This window comes from Microbacterium pasadenense, from assembly GCF_047246565.1.
Lineage (GTDB): Bacteria > Actinomycetota > Actinomycetes > Actinomycetales > Microbacteriaceae > Microbacterium.
In genome coordinates this window covers 373165-389840 of record NZ_JBFOKN010000001.1, presented here as the reverse complement: position 1 = coordinate 389840, position 16676 = coordinate 373165, and the positions used below count along the sequence as shown (strand labels likewise).

The window sequence follows — 16676 nt, the reverse complement described above, 5'->3', positions numbered from 1 at the left end:
GCGGCATGACGACAGAGCGACGCACCGGCACGGCCGCGGGACGCATCCAGCGGCGACTCGCGGACGGCTGGGCGCTGACCCTCGAAGGCGGGCTCGCGGGGACGGAGCTGCCGGACACCATCGCGGCGACCGTCCCCGGCACGGTGCACACCGACCTGCTCGCCGCCGGCCTGATCCCCGACCCGTATCTCGACACGAACGAGCACACGCTCGCCTGGATCGGACTCTGCGACTGGCGCTACAGCGTCGAGTTCGACTGGCAGCCGGGCGGGCTCGACCGCGCCGAGCTCGTGTTCGACGGCATCGACACGATCGCCGAGATCGACCTCAACGGGACGAGGCTCGGTCGCAGCGTCAACCAGCACCGTTCCCACCGCTTCGACGTCAGCGGCCTGCTGCAGCCCGGCGCGAACAGGCTGTCAGTCGTGCTGCGCTCGCCCATCCGCGCGGCGGATGCGGCCAGTTCCGAGCTCGGCTACCGCCCGCACGCCAATCACCACCCCTACAACGCGATCCGCAAGGCCGCGTACTCGTTCGGCTGGGACTGGGGCATCGACACCTCGACCTCGGGGATCTGGCGCGACGTGCGGCTCGAGGAGTGGGCGACGGCGCGGATCACGTCGGTGCGCCTCGTGCCCACCGTCGACGACGGACAGGGCCGGGTCGTCGCGCACGCCGATCTCGCGCACGCCGATCCGGCGGGCGACGCCGAAGGCCTCGCCCTGATCGCGACGGTCACCGGTCCCGACGGCGTGCGGCACGGTTCGACGGTGCCACTCGCCTCGCGTGCGCCGAGCGGTGCGGTCGAGGTGACGATCGACGCCCCCGAGCTGTGGTGGCCGGTCGGCCACGGGGAGCAGCCGCTCTACGAGCTCGACGTCCGCCTCGTCCGGGACGAAGCGACGCTCGACACGGCGCATCGCCGGTTCGGGTTCCGCACCGTCCGACTCGACATGGGTGCGGACGAGGAGGGCACCTCGTTCGTGATCGTCGTCAACGACCGCCCCGTATTCGTGAAGGGTGCGAACTGGATCCCCGACGACGCCTTCCTCCCCCGGGTCACACCGGAGCGCTACGCACGACGGCTCGATCAGGCGGCGTCGGCCGGCATCAACCTGCTGCGGGTCTGGGGCGGCGGCATCTACGAAAGCGATGACTTCTTCGACGGGTGCGACGAGCGCGGCATCCTCACCTGGCAGGACTTCCTCCTCGCCTGCGCCGCGTACTCCGAGGACGAGCCGCTGCGGTCCGAGATCGAGGCGGAGGCGCGCGAAGCGGTCGGCCGGCTCTCCTCCCACCCCTCGCTCGTGCTGTTCAACGGGAACAACGAGAACGTGTGGGGCTACGAGGAGTGGGGCTGGCCGCAGCGTCTCGACGGCAGGTCGTGGGGTGAGCTCTACTACTTCGAGATCTTCCCCGCCGTCGTCGCCGACCTGGCACCGCACGTCGCGTACACCCACGCGAGTCCGTTCTCGCCCTCCGAGGGCTACCCGGGCGCGCACGCCCAGAACGACCCCGCCCACGCGACCGCGCACATCTGGGACATCTGGAATCAGCGCGATTGGCGTCACTATCGCGACTACCGCCCGCGCTTCGTCGCCGAGTTCGGCTGGCAGGGCCCTCCCACCTGGACGACCCTCACCGACGCCGTGCACGACGAGCCGCTCACGCCCGAGTCGCCCGGCATGATCACGCATCAGAAGGCCGTGCACGGCAATCAGAAGCTCACCGACGGCCTTCTTCCCCACCTTCGGATGCCGGACGACATGGCGGACTGGCACTGGGCGATGCAGCTCAATCAGGCCGATGCCGTGCGCACCGCGATCGAGCACTTCCGGTCGCTCCAGCCGCACTGCATGGGGAGCATCGTCTGGCAGCTGAACGACTGCTGGCCCGTCACCTCGTGGGCTGCGGTGGACGGCGCCGGTCGGGAGAAGCCGCTGTTCCACGCTCTTCGGATCGCACACGCCGACCGCCTGCTCACGGTGCAGCCACGCGGTGGCGGCCTCGCCGTCGTGGCGGTGAACGACACCGACGAGGAGTGGCGCGGAGAGCTGCGCTGCACTCGCCTGCACTTCGACGGCGGAGTCCTCGCCGAGCAGACCTCCCCCGTCGTCGTCCCGCCGCGCGGGGCGGTCACGACCGAGCTCCCGCCGTCGCTCGATGCGCGGGACCCGTCCCGCGAGGTGCTGCGGGCGACCCTCGGCGAGCACCGTGCCGAGTGGTTCTTCGACGAGCACCGCCGCCTGGACCTGCCCAAGCCCGGATTCACCGCGGAGCTGCAGGCGAGCGGCGATGTGCATCGACTCACGGTCACGGCGACGACGCTGCTCGCTCAGCTCACCCTGCTGGTCGACAAGGCGGCGCCCGACGCGACCGTGGACGCGGGTCTCGTCACCCTCCTGGCCGGCGAGAGCACGACGTTCGAGATCGGCAACGCCCCCGCGGAGATCGGCCTCGTCGAGCTGACGGCGCCGGACGTGCTCCGCACCGTGAACCAGCTCGTCGCGCCGTCACCCGTCCGATAGGCCGGCGCGGCCCTCAGGCCCGGAAGGGGAGGATCGCCGTCGGCGTCGGCGCGACGGTCCGGTGCCGCACCCGGCCGGGCGCGCCGGTGCGACCGTCGATGCCGAGCGACACGACCTCGTCGGAGTGCTGACCCGCGACCAGCAGGGTGTCGCGGGCGACGAGGTGGTGCCGGGGCCAGGCCGCACCCGCCTCGGCGAGGGCGAAGGGCTCGAGGCGGTCGCCGCCCCCGCGCACCCGCACCGCCGCGATCGTGTCGCTGCCGCGCAGCCCGACGTAGAGGTGCTCGGCCTCGTGCGACGGCGCGATCTCGGCGGCCGCGTCGCCGGGCATCGCACCGAGGGCGATGCCGCTGAGCACCCGCCAGGCTCCGGCCCGGTCGGGCGCGAGGACGAAGATCTCCGCCGACGTCTCCGTGACGACGTAGAGGTGTCCGCTCGGATGCCACAGCCCGTGTCGGGGGCCGGTCCCGGTGGGCAGGGCGATCTCCTGGGCGAGCCGGCCACCCCGCCAGAGGCGGACGAGGTCGCGGCCGAGGTCCATCGTGGCGAGGAGGCCCCCGGACAGGAGCACCGCCTGATGAGCCCGCGACGGGCGCGGCGCCGCGGCATCCGTCGCCGGCAGGGGAACGGGCGCGACGACGTCGGGAACGAGGTGCGCGTACTCGCCGGCAGCCTCGCGAAGCGCCCGCGTCGCGGCGGCCAGATCGATTCCGCCCGCGCCGTCGCCGCCCTCGCCGTCGCCCGTGTCCGACGTGTCGGCGCCGTCGGATGCCACAGCCGCCCAGGCCGTCGCCTCGCCCGGCCGCCCGCCCGCGTCGAGGGCGACGCGGACCACCCGGCCATCGCCCCAGCACGACACGAACAGCGCCTCGGCGAGCGCGAGCACGTGGCAGGGCGCGTCGCCGACCGGGACGGGAGCGCCGAGCCGCGCGAAGGAGTCATCGCCGGTGCGCCGGAAGGCCTGCACCGCGCCGCGACCTTCGAGCGTCGCGTAGACGACGTCGAGATGCGGATGCCACGCGAGCCAGGAGGGCGACTCGGCGGCGGCCACCGTGCCGCCGTAGCCGAGCGGACCGCTCGCGAGCGGCGAGTCAATCCCGCCCGCGTGCAGCAGGCCGATCCCATCGGCGGAGCCGCCGCTGTCGGCGGAGTACCCGCCGAGCAGGAACCGCATCAGTCCAGGAGTTCGTGCCGCACGATGACCGCGTCGCGGGCGGGGCCGACGCCGATCACCGAGATGCGCGTCCCGCTCATCTTCTCGAGGGCGAGCACGTAGTCCTGCGCGGTCTGCGGCAGGTCCTCGAAGGTCCGCGCCGTGGAGATGTCCTCGGTCCAGCCCGGGAAGTACTCGTAGACCGGTGTCGCGTGGTGGAAGTCGGTCTGGTTGACGGGGACCTCGTCGAACCGCTCCCCGTCGACGTCGTAGGCGACGCAGACCGGGATCCGCTCGATCCCGGTGAGGATGTCGAGCTTGGTGAGCACGAGGTCGGTGAGCCCGTTGATGCGCGTCGCGTACCGGGTGACGGGGGCGTCGTACCAGCCGACCCGGCGGGGACGGCCGGTGGTGGTGCCGAACTCGAATCCGCGCGAGCGCAGGAAGTCGCCGGATTCGTCGAACAGTTCGGTGGTGAACGGTCCCGAGCCGACGCGGGTCGCGTACGCCTTGACGATGCCGACGATCCGGTCGAGGCGGTTGGGGCCGACACCCGACCCGGTCGCCGCGCCGCCGGCGGTCGCGGACGAGCTGGTGACGAAGGGATAGGTGCCGTGGTCGACGTCGAGCATCGTGGCCTGGCCGCCCTCGAAGACCACGACCTCGCCGGCATCCAGCGCCTGGTTCAGCAGCAATCCGGTGTCCGCGACCATGGGCCGGAGCCGATCGGCGTACGACAGCAGGTCCTCGACGACCTCGTCGACCGTGATGGCCCGGCGGTTGAAGACCTTCACGAGGAGGTGGTTCTTCTGGTCGAGCGCGCCCTCGACCTTCTGGCGCAGGATGTTCTCGTCGAACAGGTCCTGCACGCGGATGCCGGTGCGGTTGATCTTGTCGGCGTAGGTGGGGCCGATGCCGCGCCCGGTCGTGCCGATCATGCGCTTGCCGAGGAAGCGCTCGGTGACCTTGTCGAGCGTCCGGTGGTACTGCGTGATGATGTGCGCGTTGGCGCTCACCTTCAGTCGCGACACATCCATGCCGCGCGCCTGCAGCGCGGTCAGCTCGGCGAAGAGGACCTCGAGGTCGATGACGACGCCGTTGCCGATGACGGCGTTCACGCCCGGCGAGAGGATGCCGCTGGGAAGCAGGTGCAGCGCGTACTTCTCGTCGCCGATGACGACGGTGTGACCGGCGTTGTTGCCGCCGTTGAACTTGACGACCCAGTCGGTGCGCTCACCCAGGAGATCGGTGGCCTTGCCTTTGCCCTCGTCTCCCCACTGAACGCCGACGATGACAATGCCTGGCATGGCTACTCCCCCGTGATCGGACGGTGACACCCCATCCTACCGGGCGAGGATCCGCCGTCCTGTTGCGGTCGGCGCTAATGTGCCGTCATGCGCATGCGGATCCCTCCGGCGGCCTGGTCGGTCGCTCGGCTCTCGGCGGCGGTCGTCATGATCGCCGCGATCGTCACGCAGTTCCGCTCCACGGTGGTCGACGCGGTGGCCGACGGACGCGACGTCGGCACGGTGGTCGTGAACTTCCTGAGCTTCTTCACGATCCTCTCGAACGCGTTCGGAGCCGTCGTGCTGCTCATCGCCGTCGTCCGGTACTGGCGGCACCGGGGGTCCGCCCGAGAGCCGCGGACGCTCACGCTCGCACTCGCGTGCGCCACGACGTACCTCGCGATCACCGGCATCGTCTACAACCTGCTACTCCGGCACCTGACCGCCGCCGACGCCGAGGTGCCGTGGACCAACGAGGTGCTGCACGTCATCGCCCCGCTGTTCTTCCTGGTCGATCTCCTGCTGGCACCCGGTCGCCGGTCGTTGCCGTGGGGCGCGGTGCTGACGGCCCTCGCCTTCCCGCTCGTGTGGGTGGGCTACACGCTCGCCCGCGGACCGCTCGTGACCGACCCCGACGACGGCGTGCCGTTCTGGTACCCGTACCCGTTCCTCAATCCGAACGGGGTCAACGGCTGGGGCGGCGTCACCGCCTACGTCATCGGCATCGCGATCGCGTTCGTCGTCATCGGCGCGATCGTCGTGGGCGTCGGGAAGCTGCGGGCTCGCGCCCATGCGGCATCCCACCCCGCCGCGGTCCCCGCCGAACGCGAGGCGAATCCGGCCTGAGCCCGCTCACTAGACTGGAGGGCATGTCGAAGGTCCTTCAGTCCCTGCCCGTCGGCGAGCGCGTCGGCATCGCCTTCTCCGGGGGCCTTGACACCTCCGTCGCCGTCGCGTGGATGCGCGACAAGGGCGCCGTCCCGTTCACCTACACCGGCGACCTCGGCCAGTACGACGAGGACGACATCGCATCGATCCCCGGCCGTGCCCTGCAGTACGGCGCCGAGGGGTCCCGCCTCATCGACTGCAAGCCGATGATGGTCGAGGAGGGGCTCGTCGCGCTGTCATGCGGCGCCTTCCACATCCGCAGCGGCGGCCGTACCTACTTCAACACGACGCCGATCGGCCGTGCCGTCACCGGCACGATGCTCGTGCGCGCGATGAAGGAGGACGGCGTCGACATCTGGGGCGACGGCTCCACCTACAAGGGCAACGACATCGAGCGGTTCTACCGCTACGGACTGCTCGCGAACCCGGCCCTGCGCATCTACAAGCCGTGGCTCGACGCCGACTTCGTCACCGAGCTCGGCGGCCGGACCGAGATGAGCGAGTGGCTCGTCGCACACGGCTTCCCGTACCGCGACTCCGTCGAGAAGGCCTATTCGACGGATGCCAACATCTGGGGCGCCACCCACGAGGCGAAGACCCTGGAGCACCTGGACGTGTCGCTCGAGATCGTGGAGCCGATCATGGGCGTGCGCTTCTGGGACCCCGAGGTGGCCATCGAGACCGAGGACGTGTCGGTCACCTTCGAGGCCGGTCGCCCCGTCGCCATCAACGGCGTGGAGCACTCCGACGCCGTCGCGCTCGTCATGGCCGCCAATGAGATCGGCGGTCGTCACGGCCTCGGCATGAGCGACCAGATCGAGAACCGCATCATCGAGGCGAAGAGCCGCGGCGTCTACGAGGCCCCGGGCATGGCGCTGCTGTTCATCGCCTACGAGCGCCTCGTGAACGGCATCCTCAACGAGGACACCCTCGCGACGTACCACGAGCAGGGTCGCCGCCTCGGTCGCCTCATGTACGAGGGACGGTGGCTCGAGCCGCAGTCGTTCATGCTGCGCGAGTCGATCCAGCGCTGGGTGGGGTCCGCGATCAGCGGCACCGTCACGCTCCGCCTGCGCCGCGGCGAGGACTACACGATCCTGAACACCGAATCCCGCGGCCTGTCGTACTCCCCCGAGAAGCTCTCGATGGAGCGCGTCGGCGACGCCGCCTTCGGCCCGACCGACCGCATCGGGCAGCTCACGATGCGCAATCTCGACATCGCCGACTCCCGCTCCCGGCTCGAGCACTACGTGGGTCTCGGCCTCATCGGCGGCGCCACCGCCGAGCTCGTGGGCGACCTCGAGAAGGGCGGCGCCGCTGCCATCACGGGCCACGTCGAGCCGACCGACGACCTTGCCGAGGCCGTCGAGGAGGCCGGCGACTCGGCGTCGTTCGACTTCGGCGCCGACTGACCGCGACGATCCTGACACGGGCGTCCCGCTTCGGCGGGACGCCCGTCGTCGTTCTCGCGGGCGGCGCCGCGCGCGATCAGCCGCCGGCGGCGGGCGGGGTGCCCTGAGATTCGGCCAGCTCGTCCGTGAAGACCTGGTCGCGGTCGATCGACCCGTTCCGGTAGGCCTGCCGCCCGACCATGTGCGCCGACAGCGGGGCCGTGGCGAACTGGATCAGCATGACGGGGACGAGGAAGGCGACGGCGGCCCACGACCGGAGCTCGATGCCGACCGCCAGCACGATGAGCAGCAGGCCGAGCACCTGCGGCTTCGTGGCCGCGTGCAGCCGGGTGGGGACGTCGGTGAAGCGGAGCAGGCCGAGCGCAGCCGTGAGACACAGCAGGGCGCCGGCGAGGATCAGCAGCAGCGACACGACGTGCAGGATCTCGGTCATCGTTCGGCTCCGTCCCGGCGGGCGACGAAGCGCGCGATGGTGATCGACCCGAAGACCCCGACGGCCGCGACGATCAGCAGCACGGGGAGCGTCCGGGTGTGGTGGTTGAGCGCCATCTCGGCGCCGAGCACGCAGATGAGGAGGGTCAGCAGGACATCGGATGCCACGGCGCGATCGAGGATCGAGGGCCCCACGATGATGCGCCAGACCGTCAGCAGGGCCGAGACGGCGAACACGGCGCTGATGACGACGATGAGGATGGTGGTCATCGGCTCGCCTCCGAGGCGGGTTGGCCGGCGCTCCGCGCGGCGCGTGCGGCGCGGACCGCGGCGAGCTGCGCAGGCGAGCCCACGGCGCGGACGAGCCGGTGCTCCCACAGCTGCACGGACTGACGGTGGTGCTCCACGTCGGCCTCGCTCCGGGTCCCGAGGACGTGGAGGTAGATGACCCGCCGGTCCCGATCGGTCTCGAGCACAAGCGACCCCGGGATCAGCGAGGCCGTGATGCCCACGTGCGCCATGATGAGGTCGTCGTCGGTCACGAGCGGCACCGCGATGACCGCCGTCCCGGGCTGCCGGCGCGGGTCGATGACCTGCCACGCGACGATGAGCGAGCCGCGGACGAGGGCTCCGATGAACTGCAGCACGAAGACGAGCAGCCACCACGGGTTCAGGCGGCCGGACAGCTCCACCGGAGGCAGCCGGTAGACGAGCGTGACGAAGACGGCGACCACGGCGCCGGTCAGGAACGCGAGCAGGGTCACCTGGCCCCACAGCATCATCCACACCGCGATGAGCCAGACGAAGAACGGCAGCTGCCGCCAGAGTCCGGTGAGCGCGCTGCGACGCCTCTCAGTCGGCATCGTCCACCTCGCCTTCGAGCTGCACGATCGACACCGGGTGGGGCAGGGCCTCGCCGATGCTGGCGCACAGCCGGTACAGCGGGCCGGCGAAGACGGTGAGGGCGACCGTCACCACGACCATGCCCGCGGTCGCCGCGGTCATGACCCGCGGGATCACCCGGCGCTTGGTCTGCACGCCCGAGGCGGGCGCGTCGTCGAGGTAGGAGAGGCGATCCACCACGCCGGGCTCATCGGCGTGGTCCTCCTCCTCGCGCCAGAACGAGAGGTTCCAGGCGCGCATGAGCGCCCACAGCGTGAGGAGCGACGTCAGGATGCCGCCGACCATCAGGACGTACATGAGCGGCGTGCCGACCTCGGCCGCCGCGTCGAACAACGCGTACTTGCCGATGAACCCCGAGAACGGCGGCAGGCCGCCGAGGTTGATGGCGGGGATGAAGTACAGCACCGCCAGCAGCGGCGCCGCGCGCATCAGACCCTTCACCCGCAGGATGGAGGTCGATCCCGCGCGGCGCTCGATGAGCCCCACGGCGAGGAACAGCGTCGTCTGCACGACGATGTGGTGGACCATGTAGTAGATCGTCGCGCCGAGCGATGCGCCGGTGCCGATCGCGAGGCCGAACACCATGTAGCCGATATGGCTCACGAGCGTGAACGACAGGATGCGCTTGAGCTCGGCCTGGGCGACGGCGCCGAGGATGCCGACGAGCATCGTCGCGAGCGCGACGATCAGCAGCATCGTGTTGACGTCGTTGTCGCGGAAGATCTGCGTCTCGGTGCGGATCATCGCGTAGACGCCGACCTTCGTCAGCAGGCCCGCGAAGACCGCCGTGACAGGTGCCGGGGCCGTCGGGTACGAGTCCGGCAGCCAGAACGAGAGCGGGAAGACCGCGGCCTTGATGCTGAACGCGAGCAGCAGCATGAGGTGCAGCACGAGCTGGACGTCGTCGGGCAGTTCGGTCATCCGGTCGGCCAGCTGCGCCATGTTGACCGTGCCGAGTGCACCGTAGATCGCGGCGATCGCGGCGAGGAACAGGATCGACGACACGAGCGACACGACGATGTAGACGACGCCCGTGCGGATGCGGGATTCGGTCGAGCCCAGCGTGATCAGCACGTACGACGCGACGAGCAGGATCTCAAATCCGACGTAGAGATTGAAGAGGTCGCCGGCGATGAACGCGTTGAAGATGCCGGCGCCGAGGATCAGATAGGACGGGTGGAAGATCGAGACCGGGGTCTCGTCGTCGCCGTCCGCGGCGCCCTGTCCCACCGAGAAGAGCAGGACCGCGAGCAGCACGATGCTCGAGACGACCACGAGCAGCGCGGCGAGCCGGTCGACGTAGAGGACGATGCCGAACGGCACCGGCCAGCCGCCCACCGACACCGCGAGCGGGATCCCGCTGGCATCCACGGCGTACAGCAGCACCGCCGCGACGATTGCGACGAGCGTGAGGGTCGTGATCGAGACGCCGACCTGCACGCGACGGCGGCGACCGAAGATCAGCGCGACCGCGGCGCCGAGGAGCGGCAGCGTGACCAGCAGCGGAACCAGGGCGCTCATCGGTCACCGCCCGGGCGGTCGATCGGAGCGTCGTCGCGCAGCTCGGCGACGTCCTGCGTGTGCAGGAGCCGGATGGGCGACGTCTCGGTGCCGAGGAAGTCGGTCGTCGCGTCGTCGTCCTCGTCGGTGATCTCGTCGTCCATGGTGTCCTCGTCCTCGGCCGCGCGCTCGCGCACCTCGCGGTCGGCCTCGTCGTCGACCACGGTGTCCGCCTGGCCGAGCTGCCAGGACCGGTAGATCAACGCCAGCAGGAAGGCCGAGACGGCGAAGGTGATGACGATGGCGGTCAGGGTGAGCGCCTGCGGCAGCGGGTCGCTCATCTCCTCCGGGTCGGCGCCGAAGAAGGGAGCGATGCCGGGCTCGCCCATGACGATGAGCAGAAACAGGTTCGCCGCGTTGCCGAGGAGCAGGAAGCCGATCAGCACGCGGGTGAGGCTCCGCTCGAGCATCGCGTAGACGCCGGCCGCGAACAGCGCGCCCATGACGATGACGAGGACGAGGGAAACGGTCATGCGATCACCCGCTCGTGCTGCTCGATCGTCTGCCGGTCGACTTCGGCGCCGAGGGAGCGCAGGACGTCGAGCACCAGACCGATGACGACGAGGTACACGCCGATGTCGAACAGCGTCGACGAGACGAACTCGACGTGGCCGAGGAGGGGAAGGTGCGCCTCCCAGAACGTGCTCGTGAGCGGCTCCTCGCCGAACAGGAGCGGGAAGACGGCGGTGCCGACCGCGATGAGCATGCCGGCGCCGAGCAGACGGCCGGCATCCGTCGGCGCCGCCGCGCCGAGCTCGTACCGTCCTCCCGCGACGTAGCGCATGACGAGGCCCATGCCGGCGACGAGGCCGCCCGCGAAGCCGCCGCCCGGGAGGTTGTGCCCGGCGAACAGGAGGTAGAGCGAGACCACCATGATCGTGTGGAAGAGGACGCGCACGATGACCTCGAGCATCAGCGACCGGTTCTCGGGGCGCACCCGCTGGCCGCCCACGAGCCACGCCTGCCGGGTGCTCTCGGGGGACGACGCGCGCGGGCGCGGACCGGCGGCCGTCTCGACGAGGGGGCGACGGGTGCGGACCACTTCCGTCGGCAGGGGGCGGGTCACCATGGACAGCGTGTCGGCGCGGTGGGTGACGAAGACGAGCGAGGCCACACCGGTCGCCGCGAGGATGAGCACCGACAGTTCGCCCATCGTGTCCCAGCCGCGGAGGTCCACCAGTGTCACGTTGACGACGTTCCTGCCGTGGCCGATCTCGTAGGCGAGGTCGGCGAACCGGTCCGAGATCGGGTCCGCCACCCGCGCGCCGGTCGCGATCAGGGCGACAGCGGCCATCGTGATGCCGACGCCGATTCCGATCACCGCGCGGAACACCGGCAGCACCGAGGCGTTGTGGTCGCCGAGGCGGGCCGGGATGCGGCGCAGCACGAGGGCGAACGCGACGAGCGTGACCGTCTCGACGAGGATCTGGGTCAGCGCGAGATCGGGGGCGCCGCTCGTCGCGAACAGCAGTACCATTCCGAGGCCCGTCACCGACACCAGGACGACACCGGTGTAGCGCTTCCGGGCACGGACCGCGACGAACCCCGCGAGGATCATGATCGGCGCCACGGCCAGCTGCGCGGGGCTCTGCCAGGCGTCGTAGGCGATGCGCCACTCGTCGCCGACGACCAGCGCCGTCGTCTGCGCCGCGATGAACACGATGAAGATGGTCCCGACGTAGAAGGGCAGTGAGCCGCGCTGGGTGAGCGACGTCGTCCAGACGGCGAGACGGGCGATGCCTCGCAGCGTCACGTTGTAGACGTCGTATGCGCTGAAGGGAATGACGCGGGACGTCCACGGCCTCTTCCGCGAGAGCCAGAACAGCACGGCGCCGACGGCGATCGAGCCGAGCGACAGGAAGAGCGCCGGCTCCCAGCCGTGCCAGAGCGCCAGGTGGTACGGCTCGCCGCCGGATTCGGCCGGGATCGTGTCGGCGTAGCCCGCGAGCGCGCTGTCGACCACGGGCGCGGCGAAGCCGGCGACGACCGACAGTCCGCTGAGCGCGACGGGCGCGACCATGAAGCCGAGCGGCGGATCGGGCCACTCGGTCCGCGGCATCCGCTCCCCCGCGTCGTCCTTCTTCGTCCAGAACGCGCCCCACACGAAACGGATGCCGTAGGCGGCGGTCAGGGCCGACCCCAGCAGGATGCCGGCCAGGGGCACCCACGCGACCGGGTCGGAGCCGCCCTCGAGGAAGGAGGTGAGCGTCGCCTCCTTGGCGACGAAGCCCAGGGTCGGCGCGACGCCCGCCATCGAGGCGATCGCGATGATCGAGAACGTCGCGAGGGTGGGCGCCTGGCGTCCGACGCCCGAGAGCTCGCCGATGTCGCGCGTGTTCAGCTGGCGGTCGATGATGCCGACGATGAGGAACAGCGCCGACTTGAAGAGCGCGTGGCCGACGAGGAGGGCGAGACCGGCGAGCGCCGAGTTCCGCTCGCCGTAGCCGAGGACCACGGTCAGCATCCCGAGCTGGCTGACCGTCCCGAAGGCGAGCACGCGCTTGAGGTCGGACTCGCGCAGCGCCTGCACGCCACCCAGCAGCAGTGTGAACAGCCCGAGGACGATGATGATGGGCCGCCAGGGCTCGGCGTCGGCGAATCCCGGGGCGAAGCGGGCGATGAGGTAGATGCCGGCCTTCACCATGGCGGCGGCGTGGAGGTAGGCGCTGACCGGCGTGGGCGCCGCCATCGCACCGGGGAGCCAGAAGTGGAAGGGGAAGATCGCCGACTTGCTCAGCGCGCCGACCAGGAGCATCACGAGCGCGGCATCCAGGAGCACGGCCTGACCGCCCGTGAAGATCAGTCCCTGCTCGACCATGGTGGTGATGCTCGTCGTGCCGTAGAGGACGACGAGGATCACGACGCCGATCAGCATGACGAGCCCGCCGAGCGTGGTCACCAGGAGCGCCTGCAGCGCCGCGCGGCGGCTCGCGCCGCGGCGGTGGTAGAAGCCGATGAGCAGATAGGACAGCACGCTCGTGACTTCCCAGAGCATGATGAGCACCACGATGTCGTCGGTGAGCACGAGCCCGTACATGGCGCCGGCGAAGGCGAGGAGCACCGCCGAGAAGACCGCGAGCCCGTCCCGCTTGCCGGCGAAGTACCACCGGCAGTAGATCATCACCAGGGCGCCGACGCCGGTGACGATGAGGGACATCACCCAGGCGAGCACGTCCATGCGCATCGAGATCTGGACGCCCAGGTCCGGGATCCAGGAGTATGTCTCGAACGGGATATCACCGGCGAGGACGCGAGGGGCCTGCATCGCCGTGTGCACGAAGGCGGCGGCGGGAACGACAGCCGCGACGAGGAAGGTGCGGGACCCCCAGCGCGAGACCAGCGCCGGCAGGATCAACGGCACCAGGGCGAACGCGGCGAGGAGGATCAGCAACCTGGCCTCCTCTGCACGTCGCGGGGGTCGTCTCCCTCGATTCTACGGGGCGATCGCGGCGGCGTCCGCCGGGAAGCGCTCATTCACGGCCGCGGAGCCGTCGTGTTCCCCTTGCGGAATGTGCAGGTGAGGGTCAGCGAGGCGGGCTGCCGATCGGCCAGCATCGCGACGATCGCCTCGCCCGCCGCCCGGCCCTTCGCCGCGGCATCCTGCACCAGGGTCGTGAGCGCGTACGGCGCGAGCCCGTCGACGACGATGCCGTCGAAACCGGTCACGCTGAGGTCCTCCGGGACGCGCAGGCCGACCTCCTCGGCGGCGCGGATGACGCCCGCCGCCAGCAGGTCGCTCTGGGCGATGACGGCTGTCGGGCGATGCCCCGCCAGGAGGACGCGGCCCGCCGCGAGGCCCTCGTCGATCGAGCTTTCTGCCGTCGCGTACGCCGGCGCGTCCGGGTAGACGTCGCGGATGCCGCGCAGTCGATCCCGGGTGACGTCGACGGTGATCGCGGACTCGTCGCCGGTCAGGAAGCCGCGCTCGCGCGCGCCGTCCCGCGGCAGCGTGACGGCGGCGACGTCCTCGTGCCCGAGCGACCGCAGGTGCTCGGCGGCCTCCCGCTGAGCCTCGCGGTTGTCGAGGCGGATCTGCGGGATGCCCTCCCCCGCATCGCCCTCGACGACCACGACGGGGATGCCGCGTCCGCGGATGGCCTCGACCGATCCGCGCACGATCTCGTTGCAGCCGATGAGGACGGCGGCGTCGATCGGCGCGGTCGTGAGGGTGGGCCCGGCACCGCTCGGACCCTCGTCGTGCAGCAGCAGGACGCCGGCGCCGATGGGGCCCACCGCGTCGCTGAGGCCGTCCATCATCGAGGTGACGACCGGGTCGCGGAACGCGATGCCGAGCCGCTCTCGGAAGAGGACCGCGACGATGCCCGCGCGTCCGGTCCGCAGCGACGCCGCACGGGGATCCGGGCCGGTGTAGCCGAGGTGGTCGGCCGCGGCGAGCACGCGGTCCCGGGTGGCATCCGACACGGCGACCTTCCCGCTGAAGACGACGGATGCCGTCGACGGTGAGACGCCCGCTTCGCGCGCGACGTCGGCGATCGTCGCGCGTCGGGAGGTCATCCCCCGATCGTACCCCCGGTGACTCAGCGCATCGAATCGTTTCGGAAGGCGCTAGGGTCGTCCTGTGCACACCGAGCTCACCGCATCCCGCCTGCTGTCCTGGCGGCTGGCCGTCTTCGCCATCTTCACCGCCAGCGGCCTGAGCATCGCGACCTGGGCGTCGCGCGTCCCGTCGATCAAGGCCGAGCTCGAGATCGACAACTCGGTCATCGGTCTGCTGCTGCTCGGGATGGGCGTCGCGTCCATCCTGGGGCTTTCGGTGTCGTCGGTGCTCGCGGCTCGGCTCGGAACACGGCTCGGCATGCTGCTGATGATGCTGACCCTCGCCGCCGGCGTCGCGATCGTCGGCATCGGCACGGAGGTGCTTCCCGCCCTCCCCCTCGTGCTCGTCGGACTCGTGCTCTTCGGCTTCGGGAACGGTGCTCTGGACGTGCTCATGAACGTCGACGGGGCGGCGATCGAGGTCGCGGTCGGCAAGACGATCCTCCCGCTCTTCCACGCCTTCTTCAGCTTCGGCACCGTGATCGGCGCGGGGATCGGCGCCGCCGCGGCCGGCGCGAAGCTCGGCGTCTTCCCCCATCTCGTCGCCATCGCCGTGGCGATCGTCGTCATCGCCGTCATCGCGTTCCGCTACGTGCCGCACCGCTCCTTCGGCGCCGAGGAGGACTCCACGGCGGGATGGCGCGAACGGCTCACGACGGCGCTGTCCGCCTGGCGCGAGCCGCGGACCTACGTGCTGGGGATCGTCATGCTCGGCATGGCGTTCGCCGAAGGCGGCGCGAACGACTGGATGGCTCTCGCGGTGAGCGAGGACCACGGCGGCGGCGCCGCGATCGGAGCCGTGGCGCTCACGGTGTTCTCGGTCGCGATGACGGTCGTGCGCGTCTTCGGCGGGCCGCTCGTCGATCGGTTCGGTCGCGTCGCGACGCTCCGCGTGCTGGCGGCGACGGCCACCGTCGGCATCCTGCTCTTCATCCTCGCGCCCAACCTGCCGCTCGTCTTCGTGGGCGCGGCGCTCTGGGGCATCGGCGCGTCGCTGGGCTTCCCCCTCGGCATGTCCGCCGCCGCCGACGACCCCGAGAAGGCCGCGGCGCGCGTCAGCGCGGCCGCGACCATCGGCTACGTCGCCTTCCTGTGCGGGCCGCCGATCCTCGGCGTCATCAGCGACCACATCGGCCTGCTGAACACGCTGTTCATCATCGCCGCGCTGGTCGCCGCGTCGGGTTTCGCCTCCGGATCCGCCAAGCCGCTGCCCGGCACCCGCGGAAGCGCGCACTGACCGCTCAGAACAGGCGCGGCGCCCCCGACTCGATGCCCTTCATCTCGTCGTAGTCGAGGGTGACGCAGCGGATGCCGCGGTCGTTCGCCAGCACCTTCGCCTGCGGTTTGATCTCCTGTGCGGCGAAGACGCCGGAGACCGGCGCGAGGTGCGGGTCCCGGCCCAGCAGCTCGAGGTAGCGGGTCAGCTGCTCGACACCGTCGATGTCACCGCGTCGCTTCACCTCGACGGCGATGGTGCCGCCCTCGGGGTTTCGCAGCAGCAGGTCGACGGGGCCGATCGCGGTCGGGAACTCGCGGCGGACGAGGGTGAGGCCCTCCCCGATGACGCCGACCTGCTCGGCGAGCAGACGCTGCAGGTCGGCTTCGACCCCGTCCTTCACGAGTCCCGGATCGACGCCCAGCTCGTGGGCGGAGTCGTGCAGCACTTCGTAGAGCCGGACCGTGAGCGCGTCGCCGGTCTTGGCGTGCACGACCCGCCACTTCTCCACGACGTCGACATCCTCGTCGCCCGGCTCCACCACGGTCAGCGTGCAGGGCGGACTCATCCAGTTCAGCGGCTTGTAGGAGCCGCCGTCGGAGTGCACGAGCAGGCTGCCATCCCCCTTGTGCACCAGTAAACGGGTGGCCAGAGGCAGGTGGGCATTGAGGCGGCCCGTGTAATCGACGGAGCAGCGGGCGATGACAAGACGCACGGCGACGAGCCTACCCGCGGCATCCG

Annotated in this window: 14 protein-coding genes; 4 read left to right on the top strand and 10 right to left on the bottom strand. The window is 70.7% G+C overall.

The window, feature by feature from the left end; genetic code table 11:
• Window positions 1-5 precede the first annotated feature (5 nt).
• Window positions 6-2528 (top strand): beta-mannosidase, encoded by a 2523-nt coding sequence (locus AB3M83_RS01880; RefSeq protein ID WP_412944691.1) that lies wholly within the window; start codon window positions 6-8, stop codon window positions 2526-2528.
• A gap of 13 nt (window positions 2529-2541) precedes the next feature.
• Here AB3M83_RS01880 and AB3M83_RS01875 read toward each other — a convergent pair whose 3' ends face one another.
• Window positions 2542-3702, bottom strand: a complete 1161-nt coding sequence (locus tag AB3M83_RS01875; RefSeq protein ID WP_412944690.1) for a lactonase family protein — start codon at window positions 3700-3702, stop codon at window positions 2542-2544.
• Window positions 3702-4988 carry an adenylosuccinate synthase gene (locus tag AB3M83_RS01870; protein ID WP_412944689.1) on the bottom strand — a complete coding sequence of 429 codons (1287 nt, stop codon included), beginning with the start codon at window positions 4986-4988 and terminating at the stop codon, window positions 3702-3704. The genes AB3M83_RS01875 and AB3M83_RS01870 overlap by 1 nt, the downstream gene beginning before the upstream one ends.
• 87 nt (window positions 4989-5075) lie before the next feature.
• Between AB3M83_RS01870 and AB3M83_RS01865 the strand changes: the two genes are divergently transcribed.
• A complete protein-coding gene (locus tag AB3M83_RS01865; RefSeq protein ID WP_412944688.1) occupies window positions 5076-5813 on the top strand; it encodes a Pr6Pr family membrane protein in 738 nt (245 codons plus the stop codon).
• A 23-nt stretch (window positions 5814-5836) separates the two neighbouring features.
• Window positions 5837-7267, top strand: coding sequence for an argininosuccinate synthase (gene argG / locus AB3M83_RS01860; protein WP_412944687.1), 1431 nt, complete (start codon window positions 5837-5839; stop codon window positions 7265-7267).
• 76 nt (window positions 7268-7343) lie between these two features.
• On the opposite strand, the gene mnhG is transcribed toward argG, so the two are convergent.
• From mnhG to AB3M83_RS01825, 7 genes are all read right to left on the bottom strand, one after another.
• Window positions 7344-7700, bottom strand: coding sequence for a monovalent cation/H(+) antiporter subunit G (gene mnhG, locus AB3M83_RS01855; RefSeq protein ID WP_412944686.1), 357 nt, complete (start codon window positions 7698-7700; stop codon window positions 7344-7346).
• Window positions 7697-7969 (bottom strand): MrpF/PhaF family protein, encoded by a 273-nt coding sequence (locus AB3M83_RS01850; RefSeq protein WP_412944685.1) that lies wholly within the window; start codon window positions 7967-7969, stop codon window positions 7697-7699. The genes mnhG and AB3M83_RS01850 overlap by 4 nt, the downstream gene beginning before the upstream one ends.
• Complete coding sequence (locus AB3M83_RS01845) at window positions 7966-8562, bottom strand: Na+/H+ antiporter subunit E (RefSeq protein WP_412944683.1); 597 nt, start codon at window positions 8560-8562, stop codon at window positions 7966-7968. Before AB3M83_RS01845 ends, AB3M83_RS01850 begins: the two co-directional genes overlap by 4 nt.
• Window positions 8552-10123 carry a Na+/H+ antiporter subunit D gene (locus AB3M83_RS01840; protein ID WP_412944682.1) on the bottom strand — a complete coding sequence of 524 codons (1572 nt, stop codon included), beginning with the start codon at window positions 10121-10123 and terminating at the stop codon, window positions 8552-8554. Before AB3M83_RS01840 ends, AB3M83_RS01845 begins: the two co-directional genes overlap by 11 nt.
• Window positions 10120-10635: a Na(+)/H(+) antiporter subunit C gene (locus AB3M83_RS01835; protein WP_412944681.1), complete on the bottom strand. Its 516-nt coding sequence runs from the start codon at window positions 10633-10635 to the stop codon at window positions 10120-10122. The genes AB3M83_RS01840 and AB3M83_RS01835 overlap by 4 nt, the downstream gene beginning before the upstream one ends.
• Complete coding sequence (locus AB3M83_RS01830; protein ID WP_412944680.1) at window positions 10632-13553, bottom strand: Na+/H+ antiporter subunit A; 2922 nt, start codon at window positions 13551-13553, stop codon at window positions 10632-10634. Before AB3M83_RS01830 ends, AB3M83_RS01835 begins: the two co-directional genes overlap by 4 nt.
• 83 nt (window positions 13554-13636) lie before the next feature.
• Complete coding sequence (locus AB3M83_RS01825; RefSeq protein ID WP_412944679.1) at window positions 13637-14677, bottom strand: LacI family DNA-binding transcriptional regulator; 1041 nt, start codon at window positions 14675-14677, stop codon at window positions 13637-13639.
• A 64-nt stretch (window positions 14678-14741) separates the two neighbouring features.
• On the opposite strand from AB3M83_RS01825, the gene AB3M83_RS01820 reads away from it, so the two are divergent.
• On the top strand, window positions 14742-15956 hold the full coding sequence (locus AB3M83_RS01820; RefSeq protein WP_412944678.1) for an MFS transporter: 1215 nt from the start codon (window positions 14742-14744) through the stop codon (window positions 15954-15956).
• 4 nt (window positions 15957-15960) lie between these two features.
• Here the strand turns inward: AB3M83_RS01820 and nucS are convergent, their stop codons facing one another.
• Complete coding sequence (gene nucS / locus AB3M83_RS01815) at window positions 15961-16650, bottom strand: endonuclease NucS (RefSeq protein WP_412944677.1); 690 nt, start codon at window positions 16648-16650, stop codon at window positions 15961-15963.
• Window positions 16651-16676 lie beyond the last annotated feature (26 nt).

Bases quoted from the DNA above. Each gene is read 5' to 3' on its own strand.
- AB3M83_RS01880 (WP_412944691.1), top strand. From the start codon at position 6: ATGACGACAGAGCGACGCACCGGCACGGCCGCGGGACGCATCCAGCGG.
- AB3M83_RS01875 (WP_412944690.1), bottom strand. From the start codon at position 3,702: ATGCGGTTCCTGCTCGGCGGGTACTCCGCCGACAGCGGCGGCTCCGCC.
- AB3M83_RS01870 (WP_412944689.1), bottom strand. From the start codon at position 4,988: ATGCCAGGCATTGTCATCGTCGGCGTTCAGTGGGGAGACGAGGGCAAA.
- AB3M83_RS01865 (WP_412944688.1), top strand. From the start codon at position 5,076: ATGCGCATGCGGATCCCTCCGGCGGCCTGGTCGGTCGCTCGGCTCTCG.
- argG (WP_412944687.1), top strand. From the start codon at position 5,837: ATGTCGAAGGTCCTTCAGTCCCTGCCCGTCGGCGAGCGCGTCGGCATC.
- mnhG (WP_412944686.1), bottom strand. From the start codon at position 7,700: ATGACCGAGATCCTGCACGTCGTGTCGCTGCTGCTGATCCTCGCCGGC.
- AB3M83_RS01850 (WP_412944685.1), bottom strand. From the start codon at position 7,969: ATGACCACCATCCTCATCGTCGTCATCAGCGCCGTGTTCGCCGTCTCG.
- AB3M83_RS01845 (WP_412944683.1), bottom strand. From the start codon at position 8,562: ATGCCGACTGAGAGGCGTCGCAGCGCGCTCACCGGACTCTGGCGGCAG.
- AB3M83_RS01840 (WP_412944682.1), bottom strand. From the start codon at position 10,123: ATGAGCGCCCTGGTTCCGCTGCTGGTCACGCTGCCGCTCCTCGGCGCC.
- AB3M83_RS01835 (WP_412944681.1), bottom strand. From the start codon at position 10,635: ATGACCGTTTCCCTCGTCCTCGTCATCGTCATGGGCGCGCTGTTCGCG.
- AB3M83_RS01825 (WP_412944679.1), bottom strand. From the start codon at position 14,677: ATGACCTCCCGACGCGCGACGATCGCCGACGTCGCGCGCGAAGCGGGC.